Annotated in this window: 17 protein-coding genes and 1 tRNA gene; 8 read left to right on the forward strand and 10 right to left on the reverse strand. The window is 37.2% G+C overall.

Going from position 1 to position 22045, the window contains the following annotated elements; translation table 11 throughout:
• Positions 1–145: 145 nt before the first annotated feature.
• Together HBB17_RS15175 and HBB17_RS15180 are read right to left on the reverse strand one after the other, a co-directional pair.
• Complete coding sequence (locus HBB17_RS15175; protein ID WP_167958363.1) at positions 146–1300, reverse strand: tyrosine/phenylalanine carboxypeptidase domain-containing protein; 1155 nt, start codon at positions 1298–1300, stop codon at positions 146–148.
• Positions 1251–2069, reverse strand: a complete 819-nt coding sequence (locus tag HBB17_RS15180; protein WP_167958364.1) for a hypothetical protein — start codon at positions 2067–2069, stop codon at positions 1251–1253. Before HBB17_RS15180 ends, HBB17_RS15175 begins: the two co-directional genes overlap by 50 nt.
• Positions 2070–2412: 343 nt before the next feature.
• On the opposite strand from HBB17_RS15180, the gene HBB17_RS15185 reads away from it, so the two are divergent.
• The gene (locus HBB17_RS15185) at positions 2413–2961 is read left to right on the forward strand and encodes a LemA family protein (RefSeq protein ID WP_167958365.1); all 549 of its coding nucleotides are present in this window, start codon (positions 2413–2415) and stop codon (positions 2959–2961) included.
• The gene (locus HBB17_RS15190; protein WP_167958366.1) at positions 2961–5372 is read left to right on the forward strand and encodes a DUF2207 family protein; all 2412 of its coding nucleotides are present in this window, start codon (positions 2961–2963) and stop codon (positions 5370–5372) included. The genes HBB17_RS15185 and HBB17_RS15190 overlap by 1 nt, the downstream gene beginning before the upstream one ends.
• Before the next feature lie 127 nt (positions 5373–5499).
• Here HBB17_RS15190 and HBB17_RS15195 read toward each other — a convergent pair whose 3' ends face one another.
• Together HBB17_RS15195 and HBB17_RS15200 are read right to left on the reverse strand one after the other, a co-directional pair.
• Positions 5500–6312, reverse strand: coding sequence for a class I SAM-dependent methyltransferase (locus HBB17_RS15195; RefSeq protein WP_167958367.1), 813 nt, complete (start codon positions 6310–6312; stop codon positions 5500–5502).
• Between the two features lie 291 nt (positions 6313–6603).
• Entirely contained in the window at positions 6604–7059 is a 456-nt protein-coding gene (locus HBB17_RS15200) for a GNAT family N-acetyltransferase (protein ID WP_167958368.1), read from the reverse strand.
• A 639-nt stretch (positions 7060–7698) separates the two neighbouring features.
• On the opposite strand from HBB17_RS15200, the gene HBB17_RS15205 reads away from it, so the two are divergent.
• On the forward strand, positions 7699–8139 hold the full coding sequence (locus tag HBB17_RS15205) for a GNAT family N-acetyltransferase (protein WP_167958369.1): 441 nt from the start codon (positions 7699–7701) through the stop codon (positions 8137–8139).
• Positions 8140–8296: 157 nt separating this feature from the next.
• On the opposite strand, the gene HBB17_RS15210 is transcribed toward HBB17_RS15205, so the two are convergent.
• The 5 genes from HBB17_RS15210 to HBB17_RS15230 form a co-directional block, all read right to left on the reverse strand.
• Positions 8297–9025 carry a metallophosphoesterase family protein gene (locus HBB17_RS15210; RefSeq protein ID WP_167958370.1) on the reverse strand — a complete coding sequence of 243 codons (729 nt, stop codon included), beginning with the start codon at positions 9023–9025 and terminating at the stop codon, positions 8297–8299.
• Between the two features lie 78 nt (positions 9026–9103).
• Positions 9104–9589: a CPBP family intramembrane glutamic endopeptidase gene (locus tag HBB17_RS15215; RefSeq protein WP_167958371.1), complete on the reverse strand. Its 486-nt coding sequence runs from the start codon at positions 9587–9589 to the stop codon at positions 9104–9106.
• Positions 9590–10075: 486 nt separating this feature from the next.
• Positions 10076–10147 (reverse strand) — tRNA-Gly (locus HBB17_RS15220).
• 280 nt (positions 10148–10427) lie between these two features.
• Complete coding sequence (locus tag HBB17_RS15225; RefSeq protein ID WP_167958372.1) at positions 10428–11135, reverse strand: ABC transporter ATP-binding protein; 708 nt, start codon at positions 11133–11135, stop codon at positions 10428–10430.
• 28 nt (positions 11136–11163) lie between these two features.
• The gene (locus tag HBB17_RS15230; RefSeq protein WP_167958373.1) at positions 11164–13668 is read right to left on the reverse strand and encodes an ABC transporter permease; all 2505 of its coding nucleotides are present in this window, start codon (positions 13666–13668) and stop codon (positions 11164–11166) included.
• A 574-nt stretch (positions 13669–14242) separates the two neighbouring features.
• Between HBB17_RS15230 and HBB17_RS15235 the strand changes: the two genes are divergently transcribed.
• The 3 genes from HBB17_RS15235 (at position 14243) to HBB17_RS15245 (ending at position 17656) form a co-directional block, all read left to right on the forward strand.
• Complete coding sequence (locus HBB17_RS15235; RefSeq protein WP_167958374.1) at positions 14243–15538, forward strand: MFS transporter; 1296 nt, start codon at positions 14243–14245, stop codon at positions 15536–15538.
• Positions 15539–15767: 229 nt separating this feature from the next.
• Positions 15768–16436 (forward strand): flavodoxin family protein, encoded by a 669-nt coding sequence (locus HBB17_RS15240; RefSeq protein ID WP_167958375.1) that lies wholly within the window; start codon positions 15768–15770, stop codon positions 16434–16436.
• Between the two features lie 167 nt (positions 16437–16603).
• The gene (locus HBB17_RS15245) at positions 16604–17656 is read left to right on the forward strand and encodes a BtrH N-terminal domain-containing protein (RefSeq protein ID WP_167958376.1); all 1053 of its coding nucleotides are present in this window, start codon (positions 16604–16606) and stop codon (positions 17654–17656) included.
• A 372-nt stretch (positions 17657–18028) separates the two neighbouring features.
• On the opposite strand, the gene HBB17_RS15250 is transcribed toward HBB17_RS15245, so the two are convergent.
• Positions 18029–18496 (reverse strand): VOC family protein, encoded by a 468-nt coding sequence (locus HBB17_RS15250; protein ID WP_167958377.1) that lies wholly within the window; start codon positions 18494–18496, stop codon positions 18029–18031.
• A gap of 272 nt (positions 18497–18768) precedes the next feature.
• Between HBB17_RS15250 and HBB17_RS15255 the strand changes: the two genes are divergently transcribed.
• Both HBB17_RS15255 and HBB17_RS15260 read left to right on the forward strand, forming a co-directional pair.
• Positions 18769–19785, forward strand: a complete 1017-nt coding sequence (locus HBB17_RS15255; protein WP_238483768.1) for a glycoside hydrolase family 25 protein — start codon at positions 18769–18771, stop codon at positions 19783–19785.
• Positions 19786–19896: 111 nt separating this feature from the next.
• Positions 19897–22035: a VWA domain-containing protein gene (locus tag HBB17_RS15260; protein ID WP_167958412.1), complete on the forward strand. Its 2139-nt coding sequence runs from the start codon at positions 19897–19899 to the stop codon at positions 22033–22035.
• Positions 22036–22045 lie beyond the last annotated feature (10 nt).

Raw genomic sequence — 22045 nt, forward strand, 5'->3', positions numbered from 1 at the left:
TACACCCATTTTTAAAGCAATTATGTACTCGTTGTTATCTAAATTTTCACTTAGTATAGCATTTACAAGCGGTTATGACAAGATATCCCAAAGAAAATCGTCAGAGCCCATACCTAGAGGTACTCTGACGATAGAATAATTATTACTATAAGGTAGGAAGTATAATATTATTTTTATTAATTTCCTGTTGGATAATAGGTCTCAATATATTGAGATCCTTAACAGCAATACGTCCATAATATAATTGTGAATACACGGAGGAATCCGCTTGTACTGCCTGCTTAATTGTATAATACCCTTGCAAATAAATAAAATCTTTATTAAAACCACCACCAGCTTGGGTATCACATAAGCCTACTTTAATTCTACTTGCTATGTAAATTGCCTGTTGTAAGCCAACATAATCCTTTATCATCATAACTAATTCATATAGTGATTGATCATTCATACTAAGTGTACATAAGTATCTAGCTGCATATGTCTTTAGCATATGTAGATTCAGTGCATTTGCCCGTTCCTCATTATAGATGGCTAAACCTTCTTCTGTATCCATAGAACAGCTTGTACCATCTGAAAATATTGAATTACCACGTAGCTTGCCATTTTCGTAGCGGAGCACATGGGTTAAAATCTCATGCGCACATAATCGTTTCATATCATTTTCACTAAATGTATAATTGGAGTTGATCCATATTTTCTCTTGACCAACCATAACTTTTGAACCAATACGGTCTGTTATGATAACATCCCAATAACCTAGTGTATATTTTTGAAGTGTCTCTTCAAATTTTTGCTTTAAATCATTTGCGGTATAATTTGCTTTTTCTTGTTTGGTTTCGAGGTTCAGAATACGAAAACATTCCTCGCGTAAGGTTTCATCGGGTAATCCATATACTTTCTGACTTGCCTGGGTAAATTCCTTCGCATTCCCTATCTTACGATACAGATCCACTTCATATTGTTTTTGAATACATAGTTGTTTGTACAGATTTCCGATGACAGTATCCTCAAATTGAAGAGTATTAAGGATTTTACTCATATATTCAAAATCCAAAGTATCCGTGTTAGCATAGGTATATACAGGATTATATACAGTACCTTTTATTATGGCATTCTCTAATTTTTTGTTTTCTTCTGCTAAATTAATTGGTGTTATTAGTGAAAAACCTAATCTAGAATCAATATAATTAAGTACACGTTTTATGTCCAGATCCATACGAATATCACTTACCTTTCCTTGATCGAAGTTTCTAAGGTTTATAGACAAAACTAAGTTTATAATCGTCTCTGCTAATTTCAAAAAATGAAGGCAGACAATCTTTGTAGTTCTTATCATTTGTAAATAATACATAACCAGCGTCACCGATAAAATAGGTTAAACAATAGATATAATCATCATTCATTAGTAAATCAACGCCTTGTCCACATCCAGATAGAAAACCACTGTAATTCAGAGAGGTATCTTCATAAGATACACCATATTGTATTACAGTAAGTACTTCATCGTAGTTTTCTTGGCCAAGAAGAGTCTTCAATTTTTCTTGTATCTCTTTTGTTGGGAGAATCTCATGAATGATATTAGCATTTGTATAGACGGGTTCTGATTTTGTATATTCACCATCCATATATACATGATTACCTAATAAAAGTGAACTATTCGAGCCGCTAATTAATGTTACATTGAGGCAATTTTGATCAAGAATAAACTGTACGATTGCGGATTCTTCATTATCAATTTCGGTTGTAGATTCAAAAATCGCACAGTTTGATTCTGTGATAGTAGCCGTACCATCGATCGTTCCAGTATTTCCGCCAAATGATCCATTGAAAGTAAAATCAAAAGAGTTTGCTGTTTGATTTTCGATGATAATATCCGCAGCTGTTCCCATTGTTGTATCAGTTCTGTGCCATTCACCAATAAAATCATTAATTAAATTGTTAGCAGCAGGGGCAGAAGACGGGGGATCACTTTGTTGTAAACATGTATTATGTTTTATTAAAACACTACAAATGATAAGAACACTTGTTGCTAAAAAGCTAAAGAATACTATTTTTTTTGTAATTCTCATTATTGCACCTTCTTCACATACTTATTTATGTTTTATTAATATCCACGTAAGAAATTAGAGAACTTTTATTTCAATCCCTACAACTTCCCATCTTGTTTCAAAGAAATCATGGCATACGTTCATTTCATGTTTCATGAAATCCACCAACCGTATTCCTTGTAATAAATATTTCTATCAGTATAGCATCTGCATGTAGATATGACAACATATTACTATCACTAGAGGCCCCGCTGAACCAACGACTTTATTTCATGATTTAATCCACTAATATCATGTTATTATATGGCACTATATGGCATTATATGGTATAGTAGTATGTAATTTAATTGAAAGGAGACCAACTATGACAATTGGTATTATTATTGCAGTTATCGTATTATTTATTTTATGGTTCATTCTTTCCTACAATGGATTTGTAAAACAAAAAGCATTCGTTGAGGAAGCCTTTTCTGGAATGGACGTATATCTTCAAAAGAGGTATGACCTGATTCCGAACCTGGTAGCATGTGTTAAAAGCTACATGATACACGAACAGGATACCTTAGAGAAAGTAATCAATCTTCGGAATCAATCCATTACCCAACAGAATCCATCAAGCAAGATCCAGGTTGAGAATGAGCTGTCTAACCAGTTATCCAAACTGTTTGCGCTTGCCGAATCTTATCCCGACTTAAAAGCAAACCAACAATTTTTCTCCCTTCAGACGGATCTGACGAGAATTGAAACGGATATTGCACAAGCTCGTAAATACTATAACGGCGCTGTTAAAAAATTCAATATCAGAGTTAATACCATTCCAAGTAATATCGTTGCTTCTCTCTGTCATTTTTCCAAGTTTCCGTACTTTGAAACGCAAGAAGCAGAACGAAACAGTGTAAAGGTGGAATTCTAATGAAACATAATATTGACCGGCATAGAACGTTTTGGATCCTGTTTCGCATCGTTTTCCTTCTATTTTTATTACCATCTAAAGTGTGCCAGGCAGAAGAAGATGACGGTTTTTACATCGAACATATGGAGGTTCATGTCACAGCGAATACCGATCGTACTTATGATATAGTAGAAACGATTGATGTAAACTTTACGGATAAACGGCATGGAATCATACGAAATATTCCTACCACAAGCGCAATGGAACGTGAGATTCGTATTGAAGATGTCAATGTAATGGGGGCACCATTTGTGTATGATGGAGTTGGTACCATAAAAATTGGAGATCCTGATAAAACAATTACCGGGAAACAACAATATGTCATCTCTTATACCATCTGGCAATATGCTGATTCAGTAACGGGTGCGGATTACCTCTATCTGAATCTTATTGGTACCGAATGGACCACCTACATAGAAAGTTTTGATGCGCAAATTATACTTCCCGATAAAACAACTGTTCAGAAATGTACACTGACTGGTGGTATATATGGAAGTAAAGAATCGGATATGGCATCTTTCACAACGGATAATAATATTATCAACGTAGAAGGCACACGTAAATTACAATCTGGTGAAGGGGTTACCATTCAGGTCGAGATGCCAGAAGGTACTTTTTGTGATGCAAAGGTCTGGACTCCGGATATCATTATTCATAACATAACAGCAGATTATCAGTTGGATGACCATGGTATCTTATCAGTCAACAAACGTTATGATGTCACCCTTTTGAATGACTCGGTTTTGCCCCTTAGCATTGAGGAATCAGTTAGTGATACTTCTATTAAACTAATTGAAGCAACCGTTACTCTGCCTGATAAGAATACGAAAAAACTCACAGACTTAAACACCTACTTAAATTTTGACTCTTATCAGGGGCAAAGGATTCAATTTAATGTACAGTATAGGATCGCATTCGATGTACCGATTGGAAATTCCAGTGCTACGCTACATGCCCATTTGTTTGACTACTATACGAACCAGTTGCTAGAGAACATATCCGTTTCCTTCCGCACTCCATTTGCAATAGATAATACCTCTTTGAATCGTTCGTCCTATGATTCCAGTGATGGCAGCTACTCAGCGGATACATTGAATTTGAACATGGATAAAACTTCAGGAGAACTGACATTTTCAGATCCTTCGAATAATGCAAGGAATGTATATCTACATCTGAATATGGATCAGACCTGTTTCGTACGTGACATTACGATCTTTGATTGGCTTATTCCTATCATAGCACTCCTATTGGTAATTGTTCTTATATTTGTTTATCAACATCAAAAACCGTCGTTTAATCCGGTTCCATGTTATTATCCTCCAGAAGACCGAAATCCAGCAGAAATCGCCTATATTTTGAATAACAAATGTTTAGCAAATGACATTATTTCGTTAATTTATTACTGGGCATCCAAGGGACTCCTTCAGATAAAATTTAATAAAAAATCACATTTTACACTTACTTATCAAAAGGATATGGACAATCAATTCCGTCCTTATGAGAGAAAACTGTTTGGACATCTATGGAAAAATAAAAAACGTACTACAACAACGGATTCCGACTTGGCTAAAAAGTTTTATGTACATATAAACCATGCAATCACAAGTGTGGAGAAGCAATTTAAAGCGAGGGAACTTCAGTTTGATCCTAAATCCGTTCGAATCTCGAAATGGATTGGTCTGGGATTACCCGGAATTATTTTAATCCTGTTAGTGATTGCAGATAGCAGCCGGGGATTTGGCCGCATAGGACCTATTGTAGGTGCAGGATTTGCTTTACCAACCATCATATTCTATTACAAAATCATTACAGCTTATCGAATCCGAAAATATAAAAAATATAGCCTGTGCCGTAGCGTACTTAAAATTCTTCTTACAACTTGTTTCCTTACGTTCTACTCACTGTTGTATATTAATGAGCAGGTTCTTACTCCGACAAGCTGTAATATTACCTTTATCTGTTTGATCATGATTGCTTGTATGGGACCTTTTTTTAAGAATTATTCTCCAAAACGACATGCATTATTGGAGCAAGTTGTCGGGTTTCGGATGTTCCTGATGACAGCAGAGAAAGAACGCTTGAAGATCTTGCTAGATGAGAATCCGGACTACTACTATGATATTCTTCCCTATGCGCAAGTACTGGGTGTAACCAAACAATGGATCCATCGATTTGAAGGACTGGCGATACAACCTTCAACATGGATGCATGATAATAGAAATGATTTAAACGATTATATGACGTTGAATACTCTGACCCATACAATGAAAAGTAGCATGACCTCATCTCCAGTATCAAGTAGTTCTAACGGTTCTTACGATGGTGGAAGCTCTGGCGGAGGTTCTGGTGGTGGAGGAGGAAGCAGTTGGTAAGCAACTTGCTTTTGAAACCCTAACCATTATGTAATACAAGCAAAAGTCGGCAACCTTAGATCTATTCTAAGGTTACCGACTTTAATAATTACGGGACGGGGAATGTGACCTCTGCGAGTAGTAAGTATTAATTCTTGATTACTTGCTTACGGTAACGATAGATATCACCGCCTAAAGTACTCTTGTGATAGAGATATTCAAACCCTCTGTTTAGCATTTCTTCATCAGGTTTTTCTCTGATTCGATCATCTTCGCCCATACAGTCCAGTATGTAGCCATTCGGTTTTGTTACTCTCTGCATTTCAGCAATTTCCGCTTCATAATTATCACCCACTACGTGAGCAGACATAACGATATCAAACGTGTTATCTTCATAAGGAATATGTTCCACTGTACCATCAACGACAACTACATTGGATATGTGCTCCTTGTTAATCTTATCCCGCATATATTCACGAAGCATATCGGTTGGTTCAGAAGCATATACTTTTCGTGCTAATTTGGCAGCAGCAAATGCTAATCGACCAGTACCACTTCCAATATCTAATACCAGTTTATTATTGAAATCGACTAATTCTAATAGATATTCTTCTTTCCAGTTATAGATGTAATTACAGTTTTTAATCATATTACTAGGGTCAGTATAGATAATAGAAGTATCTGTTGCCTGAACGACAAATTCTTCTGCATCTTTCCTTTGCTTTGCGTCAGCATTTATTGGGGCTGAATTAACAAGTTGTTCCACTCTTTCCTGAACTTCAGGAGCTTTTTTCATACAATACCAAGCAACATATGGTTTTGATGCTAGGGCTAATGATAGATTCTCGGCGAATTCAGGCCAAACATTACTTGTATTAATGATCATTCGAATTAACCATCGATCCATTAACAAAAAGCTATCTAGTGTATATTGGGTTTTATCAATAAAATTAAATGACATAAATGTCCTCCATTTCTGTAAGTGAGGCTAATTTTTTGTCTCCCTCCATGCAATAAGTGTTCTTTTGGATTTCAATGCGAACTTCATATCATATCACCCTTTCTTTTGATTAATAGTACATGACGTGCAATTCAATAGTAGTAGTAGGAAAGGAAGAAGCGTGAATTAACTTCTAGATAATTCCTAGTTACTATTATAACTTTTTGATAATTGGAATTCAATATACTCCAATTGCAAACAAAATCTGTTGAGATATCGATTGTATACATTATATTTACAATGAACAGAACGTTACTGTGTACAGATCAGTAGTGCCATTTCCACTTCTGCAAGTGTGCTTGAGAGTGTATGTTTTTGTCCAGTTAGTCGAAAACCATACTTTGCATATAACGAGTACGCTTTTTGATTATTGTCAAGAATCCAAAGTCGCGGCGTTTCCGAACATTGTCCAATCGCAAATAACAACAATTCGGTTCCATATCCTTTATGCTGTTCAGTTGGTAGTATATATAGATTCTCGATAAGTGTATTCTCTTTGATTGAAACAATACCAACAGGCTTTTCTTTTATTAACATATATAGTTTTTTTCCATCGTTCATTTCATTTTCTAGATACTCTTTTTGATGAGAAATGGTATGCTGCTTTATGAATTCATCGCTACAAAACCCAGTATGAGAATCTTGCCATGCCTTGGAGTGTATTTCCGCAGCAGCTAGTAATGTTGTTGCATTAACTTCGATTATCATTATAGGATACCTCCACTTAATTAGGAATGTTTTGATTTTACAATTCCAGTATAGCTATCTTCTTATGTATTTGCTCATTATACCATTCTGTTATTACTTAGGCAAATATTGTATTTTTGTATTACATGTTAGTTAGTCAAAATTAAATTATGCAACCACCTTGTTTTGCAGCTTACAAAATTCTTAAACATTCCGTGCATCAGTAAGGGTCAAAATCTACTTTTGACCCTTACATCATATTATGATATAAACATATATTGACGACATTATGTATACATGGTATGATTTAAAAAATTATTGGAGGATTTTATATGTTAACTGTAATTGTAATTGAGCAAAGTGCAATTGCTTAATCTTATGGAATCTAGGATAGGGTATAGGCATGACCATGTGGTTATGTTTATTCTTTTCAATCATATTAATTAACCTGTTTTAAATGGAATTGGTTAATGAATATAGAGACCATGGTAACGTATCTGTAGACAACCATGGTCTCTATATAATTTACGCAATGCCAACGATTTTAAGGATATGTACATAGGAAGAAGCGCAATTGTGTGGCGTGATTTTAGGAAGTAGAGAGGAATTCTATATAGAGTGAAGCGATAGAAAAATCAAAATAGAAAAAGGAGAATCGTTATGGAATTTAATAAAATAGTAGAGAATAAAAAGGTGTATATGGATCTGCTCTTATTAGCGGATGAACAAGAAGATATGATCGATCAATATCTGGAGCGTGGCGAAATGTATGTGTTAGATGATAACGGTGTAAAAGCTGAATGTGTAGTAACAAAGGAAGCAGAAGGGATATATGAGATAAAAAACATTGCTGTAACACCTGATTGTCAACGAATGGGTTATGGGAAACGCCTAATAGAATATGTGCTTGCGAATTATCCAGAAGGAAAGGAGATGCTTGTTGGAACAGGAGATGTTCCTTCTGCGCTTTCTTTTTATACATCTTGTGGATTTAAAGAATCACATAGAAAAAAGAACTTTTTTGTAGATAATTATAATCACCTAATGTTTGAAGATGGGATACAACTTGTTGATATGGTTTATCTGAAAAAAAAGTTATAAATGCAGAACTTATCTTAAAACTTTTACCAGTGTACTTTAGTTCTACATGGACTGAAGCGGAGAGTAGACCTTCGAAACATAATCACATCTTACTAATGGGAAAGAAAAGGCTTTAGCCATTATGAGTGATGTGCAGACAATAGGGTGCATATTTTCATTATTCAATACCATAAAAATATTTTAAGATCATATCATAATCAGGATACTTTTGCGCTTCTATATCCGCAATAACCGTATTAACATCATAATTAATTTGCAAATGTTTGATATCTACCACACCCGAATTAATCTCAACAATTCCTGCTCTAGCCACATCTTTATCCTTTGAGGGACAGCCTAACGATCCACAGTTGACATACCATTTATTATTGCTATTAACGATAGAACATGTATGGTTGTGTCCGAAAAGTATAAGATCGGCATCAATATTCGAAAACATTTTATCCAAATCTTCTGCGGTAGGGTTTGGAGTATAGTTTACATATATATTATCTGAATTAAGACAATAATGAGAGACATAAATTCTTATTCCACAAATCTCAAGAAATTGTGAATAGGGCAAACTATCCAAAAAAGACTTGCTTTCCTTGCTTAGTAGATTGTGCTCCCACTTATGAAGCTCGATCTCACCCCAATCCATGTGCTCGTCATTAGGTACTGTAGTTGGCATGCTTTCAAGATAATACCGTTCATGATTTCCTCTTACGCAAGCGAATAGATTATCTAAATTCATCATCGTAGTAACGGTTTCTTCTGGTCTTGGGCCAATCCCTATCATGTCACCGCAACATATGATTCCATCTATATGAAGGTCTTTGAATTTTGCTAAGATTGCCTCTAAAGCAATTACATTGTTATGTATATCTGTGATAACACCGATTTTCATTGTTTGCTTCCTTCCCTATATTTAACTTTTATGTTCGTTTTTATATTTTGTAGGATAAATAGATTTTCTCACGCAAACCTATCGGAATAAATTACCGCCCCAATCCAGAAGCCCGTGGAACACAATTGCACCTGCAAGGGAATTATATTTACGATATAATGCGTTCATCACAAAATGCAAAAAAATTATAACAATCAAGTTGACCAGATTAATTTGCATACCGTTAACAGGCATTTGAAAGGGTAGATGCATCGTATTAAACAAAAAGCCTATCACTAGAACTGCTAAATTGTCATTCTTGATTATACCATACATCCTCGTCTGAATGTAGACTCTGAAAATGACTTTTTCTGATAAAGAAATAATAATAAAGTAGTAAAATAAGTTATATATTGCTTGATTAACCGAAATAATTTTACCGCCTTCTAGGATGTTCGGAAGAATATTCATAAAAAAAGAGAAGATAATACCAAGAACCGTTCCGGTCGCCAACGCCTTACCAATATTTTTCAAGGTAAGGCCTATAGAGACCAATTTCTGCTTGCGCACCAATACCAATATCATACAAGCAACAATCAGTAATAAGTTTACAGGAATACCTATATAAATCTGCTTCCGATAACCAACAATCTCAACAAGATTAAAGTAGTGAGCAGCCAAGCGCGAGACGGCGCACAAGGTCCAGTGGACCTTGGTCCTGCGCAGACCGAAACGGAGTGTAGACCGCACAAGGTCCAGTGGACCTTGGTCCTGCGCGGACCGAAACGGAGTGTAGACATTCGAACTTCGAGTCCAGGATAGGACAGAAAGCGCGAGACGGCGCACAAGGTCCAGTGGACCTCGGCCCAGCGCGGACCGAAACGGAGTGTAGACATTCGAACTTCGAGTCCAGGATAGGACAGAAAGCGCGAGACGGCGCTCGAGGTCCAGTGGACCTCGGCCCAGCGCGGACCGAAACGGAGTGTAGACATTCGAACTTCGAGTCCAGGATTGGACTCGAAAATAAAAGTAGGATATCCTTTACGGATATCCTACTTTTATTCATTTGAGAGCGCGAGACGGGATTCGAACCCGCGACCCTCGCCTTGGCAAGGCGATACTCCACCACTGAGCCACTCGCGCATATGTGATTGAAACACTGACAAAAGCTATTATATCGAATAGAAGGAGAAATGTCAAACATTTATTCAGTAAAACGTAATCTACAAGAAATATAAGAAATGTAAGAAAGGAAAACAACTAGAGCTATTTAAGAAACACAAGGAATCACGGTGTGTTTCCTGCTGTGTTGTATCTACAAATTGAAATTAGAAGCAGAAATAAAAAAACGATGCGTCCGAATGCAAACATTCATGGCATCGTTTTTTATACTTGATTGGCGCTACAATAACTTTACTACAATCTACGCTGTAATACTTTCTTCCTCACAAACATCAATGTGTTCAACAATCTGACCATCAACGAGACGAACAATGCTTGTTCCGTACTTTGCAGATTTTGCAGAGTGGGTAACCTGTACGAGGGTCTTATTGTATTTGAGGTTGATGGTTTGGAAGAGTTGCATGATTTCTTTTCCTGTTTTGGAATCTAAGTTACCAATTGGCTCATCAAGGAAAATGATATCAGGATCAAAGACAAGAGCTCTTGCGATTGCAACACGTTGTTGCTGTCCACCAGATAATTCTCTTGGTGTAAGCTTACGTTTGTCGGTTAAACCGATGGTTTCAAGAATATCAGTAAGTGCTGCTTCGTACTTTTTAGGATTTTCTCCATCAAGTATGATTGGGAGGAGAATATTATCTTCAACACTTAAGTTTGGTACAAGGTTATAGAATTGGAATACAAATCCGATCTTACTTCTTCTAAGTTTGCTCATTTGTTTTTGTTTTACTTTACTTAAATCGGTATCTTCTAACATGACGCTTCCGCTTGTAGGTGCATCAAGTCCGCCCAGTAAATAGAGAAGAGTGGATTTACCACTTCCCGATGGACCCATGATGGAGACGAATTCTCCTTGATGGATAGAAAGATTGATATCTTTTAGTACATGTGTTTCTTCTTTTCCGTTAATGAATTTCTTATTCAAATTAATTGCTTCGATCACTTTCATGGTTTATACCTCACTTTTCTATAATGAATTACTCATATTTTAATTCTTGAACGATAGATAATTTTCTACTCTTAAATATGGTAGGAATCGTAGCCATTAATACGACTACTAAGGATACCAAATATACAATTGGAAGAGAGGAATACGCTAAGGATATATCAAAGGAATACCCGATGGTCTCCATGATCTTACCAAGAAGAGGAATACCAATTGTACTGTAGGCGATTGCAATCAACATACCCCAAGTTACGCAAGTAAAGGATTCAATCAACAGGATTCTTCTTCGTAAGGAATTCTCCATACCAACAGAAGATAGTACAGCGAATTCTGTTTTTCTCTGTATAAAACTAATGGAAACATTATTAATGATTCCTAATGCTGCAATAACGATTGCTAAGTAAGAGAAGATACTTAAGCCATCCATCATGAACCTGTTTTGTTTCATGTTATTATCACACATTTTCGTTTTTGTAATGTAAGTGGCTCCAATGGAGCGGACGATTGGTTTTAATTTAGGTAGGAATGTATCCATATCAATGTCAGTACGGAAGGTAATGTAATTTGCAGAAGGTACATTAAATTGGTTTTCAATGGTATCATGACTTACATAGCCAACCATTCCGTTATTGTAGAGACGAGCGTCGATAATTGCATCAATGGTAAGTTCTCTACGTACGCCATTACATTCTACAAAGACGGTGTCTCCAATCTTTTTCCCAGTTCCTTTTACTTGGGATTTGGTTAAGATGATACCATTCGGATCCGAGCGGAATGTTTCAAAATTCTTCTTGTATTTTTCATCATCAAGATGAAGGTAACCATTGTACGCAATATAGGAATCCAGGTCAATTCCGTGTAGATACATGACGGTTTGACTTTCCGTATCGTCTTCATTTAGGTAAAGAAAACCGTATTCGGAATAGATAACATTCATATCTTCTTTCTTCACACCGATGTCAACTAATTGGTCGATTAATTGGTCGGCAACGGAAATTGTATCATTTTCACGGATATTAGATATATTGCTAATCTCAACATCGCAATTCAGGTTTGCATATGCATCGATTACAACGTCACACAAACTGTCTGCAGCAGAGGTGATTGATAATATTGATAGTATGGAAATGACGATTAATGTAATATTGTTTAATAAAATCTTTGAAGTACGTAAATTATTAGCTGCAAAGAATAAGGATTTATTCTTTCCACGGAATAGCTTACTAAACAAACCGGATAACAGATCAATCACCTTTGGATAAGCTAAGATCGTACCAAGCAGTGATAATACGAGTAACACAGGAGATGCTTTTGTTACCAGTTTACCACCGAACAGGTAGAAGAGGATACTTGAACCCAATAGGATGCAACCGATGATGAACTTTTTATAGCCAACATGCATAGAAACACGTACATCATTAAGGATTACTTCTTTTACTTGTAACTTTCCAATCTTACGTACAGGAAGATAAGAAGATACAAGAGAAAGGATAATGGAGAAGATCGTTCCGATAATTAGGTAACTAGGTTTTATATTTACTTTCTCATAGATACCATAGGCTTTCAATGGTGACATGAAACGAGTAATTAAGGTCAATGCCAGAACACCAAGACCATTTCCTAGGATCGCCCCAAGTATTCCATAGAGTAAACTTTCCAGTCGTAAGATGAATTTGATCTTGCCTACGGTAGCTCCCTGGCTTAGGAATGTACCAATGGTTGTTAAACGTTCTGTAATAATCAATTTGAACGTACTATAGATGATGATGGAACTCATTGCTACTACTATAATTAGCATGGCATACAGGGCACTACTAAAGCTGCCAAACTGATCTTTTATTTCGTCTTCATCGAATAATTCGGAAGCGTTAAGAGACGCATTTGCTTTGTTAAATGCTTCCGTTGCTTTATCGATATCGCCATCTTTGGAACAAGCGGTTACATTATTGTAAAGACCTTCTACATCGAATTCTTTTGCCATATAGTCGTATGGGACCATCATGGAGAAGGATTCTGGTTTATCATTATAGAAGAAACCGTCGGGAGCAGTTAATGCTACAACCGTTAGTTTTTTGGAGACACCAGCGATGATCAATTCAATGGAATCACCCACAACCAGGTTTCGTTCTTCGGCGATACGTTCAGAGATGATACAAGAATCATTGACGAAATCTTTTTTGTTACCGGATAAGAGAAGATCATCTGGAACCATGGAAACATCTCTTGCACTAATGGAAATATTTCTCGTAGTCTCATCGTCCGTATCAACGTTGTCGATCAACATAGCATTTACTAGAATCTCTTTTAACAGGCTATCTGGTTCAATTCCTTCTGGGGATAGATCGTCACAAGAAAAGAAGGATAATTGCTTATCTGTTGGTTTAATGGATAGATCTTTCTCTTCAAAGGTTACGATGGTAGGTCGTAAGATGGAATCCAGAATAACATTGACTAGACCAGTGCTTGTTACCACCAAGCTAGCACTCATTGCGATTGCAATTAATAATAAGATAAACCGTCCCTTTTTCTCTGTCATACATTTTAGGACATACTTCAAAAATATTTTCATTGCTTTACTCCTTTGTTTTATTTCTGTATCTTCATAAATCTTAATCGTTAATGGAGCAAATCACTAGTGTAAAATGTCATCAAATGATAGACAAAAAATCGGAAAATATATTACAATTGTTAGGGGATGTGACAAATGTAATATAAAATACTGGTTTGGGTAGTTCGTAGTGGTACATTTACGCAAGGTTTTTGGCATTACAATAGCGAAAAGCGGCCTATAGAAGAAAAGAGAAATACAGAAATTGTGAAAAGGTGAGAGATAAGGTATAATCAATGTATGACTATGTAATTTTTCATAGAATGAGAAGAATACATTTCCAAGTGGAGATGTAACAGAGAGGAAGAGGAAGATGCTTTGTAGACGAATAATACTCTTGATTGATGTACTCTGTGTAGGTTCTAAGATGGACGAGTAAGATCAGTAAGATATACGTATGGGAAAGATACGGATTGCATGATCTGACTTACACAGAGTTTGACTACGTCCTTCATTGGAACTAGATCATTATAAGAAATAACGAATAATGGAGGAGTAACCAATGAAAACAATACATAATAAATCATTTTTACTTTTTTGGCTTAGCGGTTCGGTGTCACAATTAGGTAGTGGCATGTCCGTCTATGCGTTGATTATATGGGCATATGAACAGACCCATTCGGCAATGACAGTTTCTTTCATGTCCTTTTGCTCGTATTTACCCTATATCTTAATTAGTGTGTTCGCAGGAGCATATATTGACCAGCATTCGAAAAAGAAGATTATGCTGATCACGGATTTTATTGCAGCGTTGGGAAGTTTGACAATGTTCTTCTTATTATCTACCGATCAGTTGCAGATTTGGCATATCTATCTAATCAATACGGTAATTGGATTTGCGAATTCCTTTCAATCACCAGCGCAGTCGGTTGCTGTGGGGATTCTTGTACCAGAATCCGATTATGGAAAAGCAAGCGGAATGAACTCCTTTTCTAGCAATCTGTTAACGGTAATCACACCAATGTTAGGAGCAAGCTTGATGGCTGTCATCGGGATTGAAGGTGTTTTAGGGATTGATGTATTAACCTTTTTGTTTGCAGAAAGTGTCCTTCTCTTCTTTATTAAGATTCCAGAGAAATTACAGAAAGAAGAGGAGAAGAAGTCTAGCATATTCGAGGGGTGTAAAGAAGGATTCCAATTCCTGTATGGGCACAAAGGAATCTTCTATATTGTAGTAAGTATGGCTTGTATGAACTTTTTTTCAAGACTGACATATGAGAATATTCTATCTCCGATGCTTCTTGCTCGTAGTGGTGAGAGTAAACAGGTTCTAGGCTTTGTTACTGCTATAATTGGGTTTGGCGGTGTTTTGGGTGGATTATTCGTCTCTCTGCGAAAAAGGTCGGGAAAGGTAATCAAAGAAATCTATCTAATGGCAGCATTTTCTTTCCTGGCTGGTGATTTGCTCATGGGTTGTGGAAGGAATGTAATTGTCTGGAGCATTGCAGCGTTGGCTGCTAGTGTACCGATTCCGTTCATAACAGCAGCACAGAATGTTATTCTGTACAAGATCATTCCTAGACAGATGCAGGGAAGAATCTTCGCTGTTCGTAATGCCATTCAGTTTTGTACAATTCCAATTGGAATCTTGCTTGGTGGTTTTTTGGCAGATTATGTGTTCGAACCAATTCTTGCAAGGAAAGGAACTGTAGCAACCCTTTTGCTAGATCTTCTTGGGAATACGCCAGGTTGCGGTATGGCTTGTATGTTTGTTATGACGGGTGTTTTAGGAAGTGTTACGAGTTTGATTTGGTATCGCAATAAGGAGATTCGTAAACTGGATAAGGAATCGGAATAATGATCAAAAACTCTACGGAGCGTTTCTTGTGTGAAGCGCTCCGTTTTGTTATTCTGTCCTAGAAGGATCAAATCCCTATGCTGCATTACAGCGACGCTGGTAAAATAAAACTGGTAACAATTACGGAGCAGGGGATTCGGCAGCTAACTTGGTGGAAGCATACTTCGCTTCGCTACAGCACGTCTTTTATACGGATATGGAAAAGGAAGAAAGAAAAGGAGGAAAGAGTATGAATATTCTTGTAATGAATGGCTCTCCAAGGGGAGAACAGAGCAATACCTTAAAATTAACCCGCGCATTCCTAGATGGCATGAAAGAACAAGCAGAGATCGTACATACTATTCAGGAGGAAATCAGACCTTGTCTAGGTTGTTATGGGTGTTGGAATAAGACGCCTGGAAAATGTGTGCAGAAGGATGCGATGGCAAGCATACTAGAGAAAATTACGCAAGCAGATCTTATTATATGGTCTACACCATTATATAGTTACGGTGTACCATCTACCTGTAAAGCGGTAATTGATCGATTGCTTCCGTTGTCCTGTCAGGAACAGTATGAAGGGGAGCAAGGCAAGACGCAACATAAGAGTCGATTAACCAGGGAAATACCAATGGTGCTTATTACAGGTTGTGGGTTCCCGGAACGAGAGAATAACTATGAAGGGATGCTGTTTCAATTCGAACGATGCTTTGGTGCAAACTTACCGAAAATTGTTTGCGTAGAAGAACCATTGCTATCTGTTGAAGAAGCAAAACCCATCGCGTCACAGTACCTTGCTTATGTAAAACAAGCAGGGGAACAGTATAAGCAAAATGGCTTTATTGATGAGGAACTACAACAAAAACTGGATCAACCAATGATCCCTCCACAAGTATATCGGGAAGCAACAAAAAAATAATTTATTTTCCTCTTGACCCTCGTATAGTGCGAGGGTTTATTGTTTTGACATAAGGTTAAGTTGTCATAAGCCATTTTGATTCTTATTCATTATGCTGTCAGTATGGGAAGTTGACGACCTAATTGATATAGGAAACTGTGATAATTGTTAAAAATGGAGGGAATTTGATGAGAAAAATTATTGCGTTGAAGCATCATTTATGTAGTGGTTGTTGTATGTGGAGTGGTATAGAGGACGTATATGAACAAATAACGGGAGAACAGGTTCCGGAAGGGTTCTTCTTCGGGATGTCTTGTTTTGGAGAAAATACATATATAAAGCTACCCGATGAAAATCAAGCAAGAATGTTCAGTGTGGGAGATGGACGAACAAGAAAAGTCTATGATAAGCTGAAAGACCTGATTGGTCTATCCTATCGTATATCGGAAGGAGGGACTGTTTCTTATGCACTGAAAACAATCAAGAAAGAGATTAATGAGGAACGCCCTGTTATACTTGGACCGCTTGATATGTACCACTTACCTTATGTAAAGATGTATCACAAAGATCACATCCCGATGCATTATGTTCTAATGGTAGGATATGATGAGGAGAAAAATTGTGTCTATATCTACGATTGTGATCGAATCGATCTCTTGGAACTTCCAATCGATGAACTAATAAAGGCTTGGAATATTGAGAAAAATGCGGTCGGAGACAAGAATGGTTTCATTCGTTTTACGTTGTCGGAGAACCCAATGTCGGTGGAGCAGATCATGGATATCTCAATGAAACGGAAGGCAGAGGAACAATTAAGGGAAAAACCAATCATTCTTGGAATGACGGCATTTGATAAAATCGCTAGTGAATTTCCAAATTGGGAGAAAGAATTAGGGAAAGACCTATATCGTAAAACATTAATGGGATTAACCGAGTTCTTTGGAAAAGTTCCTAAATTACCGAATCGTTTATTAGGAGTAGGGGCTGAGGAGAAAGATATTCCTTATCAGGCGCACTGTGATTGTTTGGGTAATGTCTTATTAGAAATGGGAAATCGTTATCAAAGAAAGGATTGGACGCAGGCAAGTACATATTTCCTAGAAAGTGGCGTATTATTTGAACGGATCACCGATTGTGTGGTTCGGTATTTGTGTGACAACGAAGATACGTTGTCAGAAGTTCCAGAACTGTTCTTGCAGATCAAAGAGAAGGAAGAAGCTGCGTATCGGTTGCTTTTGTAAAAGCTCATTGTAGCGTACGTAGTGTACTTGTGCTATATGCGTTAGAATGCAAAACTCTGGTTAATATTCAATTGCTTCCCTACTAGGGTACAATGACACGAATCACGCTACGCACCTAAAAACTTCTAAATGTGTACACTAGGTTTTTCAAGTGATAAAAAACCGCCATCGATTCGGCATCCTGCCTCAGCTCAGGCTGGTTCGGCCTCCTTGCCTCACCTTCCTAGTTTGTCTAGTACACATTAAGAAGTTCTAAGATGCTTCGCTACCGCTTCTTTGTCATTGTACCCCAGCAGGGAAGCAAATTTTATATATTGAGAGTTTTGCAAGTCTAGTTTATTGTTCAACAAACAGGAATTTCCTAGCAACGTCTTATAACGTTTCTTTACAATGTTCCACAAATGGAATTGGATACATTGTCATCTTTGATGTTTCTTCTATACTATGTCCTTGCTTTAATAAGTTCTTAACAACCGTTTCCATGGATTCACCAATCTCTATGATGTGGAAATCAGGATCATAGATCCGAACAGCACGTTGGTGCCAAGGGTGCATTCTTGATGGGTGTACATAATGGATATCCGAACGTTTTGACAACATCTCTAGGTATTGATCATAATCTTCTACTTCAAAGTAAAGTTCCATATTATTGGATTTTTCAAGAACCTGTTCAGTTGGCAATTCCATTAATTCTGCAAATCCTTGTTGAATCGCAAATCCACCACTAAAGGTAACGTTTGTTCCGAAATCCATAACAACTTCTTGTTCAAATAAATCATGATAAAACTTTTTTGAGACCGCAACATCTTTTACGGCTAATAAAGTACATTGATATTTCATATTAAATCCTCCTAATTAGTTGACATAATGTATTTGCCTAGTTATACAAGCAAATAATAGGATGCAAGGGTCAAAATATGTATATTCATTTCTCTTTTCACCTTACATCATCATAATATAATCAGTATAGGAAATCAAACAGGACAACAGTCTGTCATGTTTGTAAATTAAACTACAAATAATACTGTAAATTATGCTAAATTACGGTATAATTTATGAGTGAAGACATTATCGATTTATAGAGAATGCATAGAAACAAAAGGAGATACTGTATGAAAAAAAGAAACGTGAAGTGGGCTTCTGGCATTATTGCCTGTGGGGTATGTATCCTTACGTTATCGGGATGCAAACCGAATGCTAATGAGGATCCGAATACGAAAAACATCGTAGAGCAGGAGAACAATATGGAAGCAGAGGCAGAAACCGTCAAGCAAGATTCCAATACAGAAGCGACAGGGGAGGCTGGTACGGAAACGGAAACCACAAGTGATATGGAGCAAGCTGATACGGAAGTACTGGAGGAAGAGGAGAACACAGAGCCTACTACCTTACATTTTGTTGATGCATGGGGAGAATGGCACGATACGGAGATTAATCCTAATTTGAATAAACATGCGTATGATTGGACATGCCTCAAGAATGATGGACAGAATATATCCTATGAAGGGGATGAACGGTATACTATAAGGAAAGGAATTGATGTATCCTATCACCAGGGAGAGATTGATTGGAAAAAAGTAAAAGCAGACGGGTATGAATTTGCAATCATACGTGTAGCTTTTCGAGGATATGGGGAATCGGGAAGTCTGAATCTGGATAAGTGCTTTCACACGTATGTAAAGCAGGCGCATGAAGCAGGACTTGATGTGGGAGTTTATATATTCTCTCAAGCAATTAATGAAGAAGAAGCCAGTGAGGAAGCAGATTTTGTAATCGAAGCATTGCAAGGGATTACGCTAGAACTTCCCGTAGTATTCGATCCGGAGCTTATTAGAGATAGTGTAGCTAGAACAGATGACGTAACAGGAGAACAATTCACTGCGAATACCATTACCTTCTGTGAAAAAGTAAAGCAAGCTGGCTATGAGCCGATGATCTATAGCAATATGGTTTGGGAAGCAGAGTTATTCGATTTAGAGCAATTACAGGAGTATCCAATCTGGTATGCAGATTATGAATTGACACCGCAAACGCCATATGCATTCCAGTTTTGGCAGTATTCGGAAAGTGGTAAAGTTGATGGAATAGAAGGAAATGTGGATCTAGACGTTCAATTCATTCCGCAATAACTCTTTGAGAGGACTTATTAGCAATATACAAAGTTATAAGTCTGAGATACGTAAGACAAGATCCGAAAGAAAAGATCCGTAAGAAAAGATCCGTAAGATAGGAGGAATACTATGTTTTGTAGCAAATGTGGAACAGAAAACAACCAGGATTCGAGGTTTTGTAGAAATTGTGGAGCACCATTGACGCGTATTGTTGTGGACGCAGAACAAGAACAGCAGATCGGACAGGAGCAGCAAGCAGGACAAGAACAACAGGTAGTACAGAATCAATGGTCGTCACAGTACCAACAAACAGTACAAAACCAAGTGCAACAGCAACCAGTCCTGAATACACAATCAAGTGCACAACCAAAACCACAAAAGAGTAAGAAAGCACAAATTATTGCCATTGTGACTGCTCTTGTACTTGTGGCAGGAGGTGGAATTGGCTGGAAGTTTTACAATGACCATCAGGAACAAGTGGAACAGGACAAACAAGACAAATGGGATACTTATGTGGAAAAGGTAAATGACTGGCTGGAAGAGATGGAGACCAGAAAGTTAAATTATCTTGTTTCAGAGGATGACGAAGCACAATATCAGGAATTATGTAATGCCATTTTAGAAGCAATTGATTTACATAAGTCTACAGAGACAATCGACAAGCAGAAGGAAGAAGTGGAAAGCTTCATGCAATCATTAGAAGACTCTAGTGTAGAACAGATTGATTGTAAGAAAGCGGAATTAGAAGCGATAGAAATTGAATTTGCTTTAGACAGTGATCTTGAAGCAATTGATACATATAAAACGAATGTACAGAATTATCTAGATGAAAAGAATTATGTTGAGGCATGGAGGGTACTTGAACAATGGGAAAATACCATAAGCTTAGCCAACAGCAATTTTGATAGTTATAATGTTACCGTTCGACAATATGACTTATCCGATTACCCGAATATGAAGATGTATGTAGAGGTAACGGATCAAGACGGTAACTTTGTGGATAACCTTGGTTCGAATGCTTTCTTTGTAAATGAAGGAAGAAGCCTAGACGAAGAATTGAACCGCACAACCCTAACCAGTGCCGCCAAATTAAATCAGAATGAAGGAATCAGTATTGGCCTTGTGGCCGATGTCAGTGGAAGTATGGCAGACTTCATGGGAGAAACACAAGAGGCAATGATCAAATTCGTGGATTCTATGCAGTTTGATAAGGGGGATGAAATGGAGATCACCGCATTTAATGAAGAAGCTTATATCTGTCAAAGCTTTACCAATGATGCATCACAGGTAACGAATTCCATCAATTCCATGGTAGCAGGTGGAGAGACACGTCTATATGATACGCTGATTAATGAGATTGCACGTATTCAGTCTTGTGACAATGCAAAATGTGTAATCGGATTTACGGATGGAATTGATAATCTAAGCGTGTACACACCAGAGGATGTAATCGATGCAGCCGTATCCAATCATATCCCATTGTTTCTGATTGGTATTGGTTCTTCCTGTGATTCAGATACACTACAATATATTGCGGAATCAACAGGAGGCATATATCAGAACATTTATGATGTAGAATCCCTTTCGGATATCTATAATTCCATCTATACGGAACAAAAGAATGTGTATTTACTGGAATATACCGTTAGTGAGGAAGATGATTTTATCGCACCTTGTTATACCGATATCTATGTACGTAACGAAGATGGAAATGGTGGTTGCCTCAATAGCTTCTCCTTTGAACCAATGGATTATTTCCGTATCATGTATAACAAATTCCTTGTAGCAGGAATTGACTGCCAGACAAAAGGAGAACGAAATTTGCTAGACTCAGGACTAATCATAACCACTGAGGATGCCTATAAGAATGAGAAATGCATCGCCCATCAGTCCCAAGCAGCCATCAATTCAGGTGGAGTAGGCTCCAAAGATTCCAGTATATTCGAAGTACTAGTGGGATATGATGTGACAAATGTTGTGAAAGAAGGAGACCGCTATGTTGTGTATGGAATGTCCTCCTATGATATCAGTAAGGAACGAAAGATTTCCAAGGCAAATAAAGCTGAGAAGAAATATGTGGAAGAATATTATGGCGATGTGGATAAAGATACGATGTTTTGGTTCGAAGAGAACATTGTAAATTATGAAAAACTGACCATGATTAAAGATACCGATGGAAAATGGAAGTTCTATACAAGAGAATATGAACGAGAAGATGGCGGAGATGCTATCTATGTAAATGAAGTGTACCAAGCAGTAGAAGAATAACAGGTAGGAA

This window comes from Anaerosporobacter faecicola (assembly GCF_012070565.1).
Classification (GTDB): domain Bacteria; phylum Bacillota; class Clostridia; order Lachnospirales; family Lachnospiraceae; genus Anaerosporobacter; species Anaerosporobacter faecicola.

What these genes read in the sequence shown, in the direction of transcription:
- HBB17_RS15180 (WP_167958364.1), bottom strand. Translation starts at nt 2,069, where the DNA reads ATGAGAATTACAAAAAAAATAGTATTCTTTAGCTTTTTAGCAACAAGT.
- HBB17_RS15185 (WP_167958365.1), top strand. Translation starts at nt 2,413, where the DNA reads ATGACAATTGGTATTATTATTGCAGTTATCGTATTATTTATTTTATGG.
- HBB17_RS15190 (WP_167958366.1), top strand. Translation starts at nt 2,961, where the DNA reads ATGAAACATAATATTGACCGGCATAGAACGTTTTGGATCCTGTTTCGC.
- HBB17_RS15195 (WP_167958367.1), bottom strand. Translation starts at nt 6,312, where the DNA reads ATGTCATTTAATTTTATTGATAAAACCCAATATACACTAGATAGCTTT.
- HBB17_RS15200 (WP_167958368.1), bottom strand. Translation starts at nt 7,059, where the DNA reads ATGATAATCGAAGTTAATGCAACAACATTACTAGCTGCTGCGGAAATA.
- HBB17_RS15205 (WP_167958369.1), top strand. Translation starts at nt 7,699, where the DNA reads ATGGAATTTAATAAAATAGTAGAGAATAAAAAGGTGTATATGGATCTG.
- HBB17_RS15210 (WP_167958370.1), bottom strand. Translation starts at nt 9,025, where the DNA reads ATGAAAATCGGTGTTATCACAGATATACATAACAATGTAATTGCTTTA.
- HBB17_RS15215 (WP_167958371.1), bottom strand. Translation starts at nt 9,589, where the DNA reads ATGATATTGGTATTGGTGCGCAAGCAGAAATTGGTCTCTATAGGCCTT.
- HBB17_RS15225 (WP_167958372.1), bottom strand. Translation starts at nt 11,135, where the DNA reads ATGAAAGTGATCGAAGCAATTAATTTGAATAAGAAATTCATTAACGGA.
- HBB17_RS15230 (WP_167958373.1), bottom strand. Translation starts at nt 13,668, where the DNA reads ATGACAGAGAAAAAGGGACGGTTTATCTTATTATTAATTGCAATCGCA.
- HBB17_RS15235 (WP_167958374.1), top strand. Translation starts at nt 14,243, where the DNA reads ATGAAAACAATACATAATAAATCATTTTTACTTTTTTGGCTTAGCGGT.
- HBB17_RS15240 (WP_167958375.1), top strand. Translation starts at nt 15,768, where the DNA reads ATGAATATTCTTGTAATGAATGGCTCTCCAAGGGGAGAACAGAGCAAT.
- HBB17_RS15245 (WP_167958376.1), top strand. Translation starts at nt 16,604, where the DNA reads ATGAGAAAAATTATTGCGTTGAAGCATCATTTATGTAGTGGTTGTTGT.
- HBB17_RS15250 (WP_167958377.1), bottom strand. Translation starts at nt 18,496, where the DNA reads ATGAAATATCAATGTACTTTATTAGCCGTAAAAGATGTTGCGGTCTCA.
- HBB17_RS15255 (WP_238483768.1), top strand. Translation starts at nt 18,769, where the DNA reads ATGAAAAAAAGAAACGTGAAGTGGGCTTCTGGCATTATTGCCTGTGGG.
- HBB17_RS15260 (WP_167958412.1), top strand. Translation starts at nt 19,897, where the DNA reads ATGTTTTGTAGCAAATGTGGAACAGAAAACAACCAGGATTCGAGGTTT.